Origin of the sequence: Streptomyces sp. SID3212, assembly GCF_009865405.1 — a bacterium.
In the GTDB taxonomy this organism is placed as follows: domain Bacteria; phylum Actinomycetota; class Actinomycetes; order Streptomycetales; family Streptomycetaceae; genus Streptomyces.
Window position 1 is genome coordinate 1 of the sequence record NZ_WWJY01000312.1, and the last position, 2,772, is coordinate 2,772.

Below are 2,772 nucleotides of genomic sequence, written 5' to 3' on the forward strand. Positions count from 1 at the left end.
GGGGGAAGGGGGGAACGGGAGGCGGCTGCGCCCGGAGTTCGTGCACGCACACGCGTCCACGCACACTCCGGGCGCTTCCGCATCCCGGGAGGTGCTCCGGAGTGACCCCACCGCGCATCGGAGTCATTGCCCCCGACACCGCCCGGCGGTCCTTGTCCCGCCCCTCCCCCGCGCCGACTCTCGGTCGTGCGGCCGGCCCCTCGGCCGCACGCACGAAGGGAACGCGATGCGAGCGGTAGTGAAGTACGGGGCTCTGACCACCCTGGGCTCCCTGGTCCTGTCGGCCCTCGTCGCCGCCCCCGCGGACGGCGCCGGCACCGGCGGCCCCCGGGCGACCACCCGCGAGACGCTCACCGCCGAGGCGCACGGAGTCCTCCGCGCCGCCGAGCGGGCCGCGGACGCGGGGATCGCCTTCGGCCGCTGCCCCAAGTCGGAGATGCTGCCCGCCCCGGTCACCTGCGGCACGGTCGAAGTCCCGCTCGACTACGCCGACCCCGAGGGACCCGCCATCAAGCTCACCGTCAGCCGGGCCCTCGCGAGCGGCAAGGCCGCCGACCGGCAGGGCGCGCTGGTCTACAACCCGGGCGGCCCCGGCGCCTCCGGCATGTACTTCCCGAGGGCCGCGTCGCTGCCCAAGTGGAAGCGGATCGCCCAGGCGTACGACTTCGTCGGCTACGCCCCGCGCGGCGTCGCCCGCTCCGCCCCGCTCTCCTGCCAGGACCCGGCCGACTTCGCCAAGGCGCCGTCCGCGTCCCCCACGCATCCCTCGGAGTCGTACAAGAAAGAGCGGATCGCCGAGGCGCAGGCGTACGCGCTGGGCTGCGCCCGTACCGCGGGGCCGGCCCTGCGGCACTACACCTCGCTGAACAACGCCCGTGACCTGGACGTGCTGCGCGCGGCGCTCGGCGAGAAGAAGCTCACCTTCATGGGGGCGTCGTACGGCACGTACTTCGGCGCGCTGTACGCCTCGCTCTTCCCGTCGCACGTCCGGCGCATGGTCTTCGACTCGGCGGTCAACCCCGACCCCCGGCAGATCTGGTACGGCAACAACATGGACCAGTCGCAGGCGTTCGAGCGGCGCTGGGCCGACTTCCGTACCTGGGTGGCCAAGCACGACACGACGTACCACCTGGGCACCGACGCCGAGCAGGTGACGCGCAGTTACGAGCGGGTGCGCGCCCGGGTCGCGCACGAGCCGGCGGGCGGGACGGTCGGTCCCGCGCAGCTGCACGCCGCGATGCTCGGGGCCGGGTACTACGACGACTACTGGGTGATGCGCGCCACGGCGCTCTCCGAGTACCTGAAGGGCAACGAGAAGCCGCTGGTCGAGCAGGCGGCCCCGCGCGAGGGGGACGCCGCGGAGAGCGAGAACGGCAACGCCGTGTACACGGCCGTCGAGTGCAACGACGCGCCGTGGCCGACCGAGTGGCGGGTCTGGGACCGGGACAACAGCGAACTCGCCGAGACCGCGCCGTTCGAGACGTGGGACAACGCGTGGATGAATCTCCCCTGCGCCTTCTGGTCCGCGCCCCGGCAGCGGCCGGTGGACGTCCGGACCTGGCCGGGTGAGCTGCCGCCGACGCTGATCCTGGCGGCGGAGCGGGACGCGGCGACCCCGTACGAGGGGGCGCTGGAACTGGAGCGGCGGCTGGCGGGCTCGGTGCTGGTGACCGAGCGCGACGCCGGGACGCACGGGATCGCGGGCGGCGACAACGCCTGCGTCAACCGGTACCTGGAGGACTACCTGCTGCGGGGGACGACGCCGGTGCGGCGCGCGGAATGCGCGCCGCACGCGGAGCCGGACCCGGTGTCGGTGGACGAGCGGACGGCGGGTACGAAGCTGCCGCCGGTCGTCTGATCTTCCGGGCGGAGTGGCCGGGCCCGTTCGGTGAGAACGGACCCGGCCACCAGGCTTTTCCGGGGATGAGCGGGACAGGCCCTACGCGAGCCCGGCGACCAGGTCCGCCACGGACCTGCGGCGCCCGGTGTAGAACGGCACCTCTTCGCGGACGTACAGCCGGGCCTTGGAGGCACGGAGGTGACGCATCAGGTCGACGATGCGGTACAGCTCGTCGGCCTCGAAGGCGAGGATCCACTCGTAGTCCCCGAGCGAGAACGACGCCACGGTGTTGGCGCGTACGTCCGGGAAGCCGCGGGCCATCTTGCCGTGGTCCGCGAGCATCTGGCGGCGCTCCTCGTCCGGCAGCAGGTACCAGTCGTACGAGCGTACGAAGGGGTAGACGCTCACGTAGTCGCGGGGCGTCTCGTCGGCGAGGAACGCCGGCACGTGCGACTTGTTGAACTCGGCGGGGCGGTGCAGCGCCATGTTCGACCAGACCGGCTCCAGCGCCCGGCCGAGCCGGGTGCGGCGGAAGCGGTTGTACGCGTCCTGGAGTTCGTCGGCGGTCTCGGCGTGCCACCAGATCATGACATCGGCGTCGGCGCGCAGCCCGGACACGTCGTACGTACCGCGTACCGTCACGTCCTTGGCGTCGAGCTGGTCGAACAGCTCCTGGACCTCCTCGGCGTACCCGCCCCGTTCCTCGGGCAGCGCCTCGCGCAGCTTGAAGACGGACCACAGGGTGTAGCGAATGACCTCGTTGAGGTCCTTCGCCTTCTTGCCGGCGTTCGGCGTCTTGTCTGGTGCAGCAGTCATACGGCTATTCTCCCGCGCCGCGTCCGGTGCCCCGCGCCAGGGTCGACGTGGCGATGATCTCGTCGGCGGCGCGCCGGGCGCTCGCGACGCAGGCGGGGATGCCGACGCCGTCGTAG

General features: G+C 72.5%; 2 protein-coding genes. One reads left to right on the forward strand and one right to left on the reverse strand.

What is annotated here, in order from left to right:
* Nucleotides 1-226: 226 nt before the first annotated feature.
* Nucleotides 227-1,858, forward strand: a complete 1,632-nt coding sequence (locus GT042_RS09545) for an alpha/beta hydrolase (RefSeq protein ID WP_161308275.1) — start codon at nucleotides 227-229, stop codon at nucleotides 1,856-1,858.
* Nucleotides 1,859-1,939: 81 nt separating this feature from the next.
* Here GT042_RS09545 and hemQ read toward each other — a convergent pair whose 3' ends face one another.
* Nucleotides 1,940-2,656, reverse strand: coding sequence for a hydrogen peroxide-dependent heme synthase (gene hemQ / locus GT042_RS09550; RefSeq protein WP_161308276.1), 717 nt, complete (start codon nucleotides 2,654-2,656; stop codon nucleotides 1,940-1,942).
* Nucleotides 2,657-2,772: the final 116 nt, after the last annotated feature.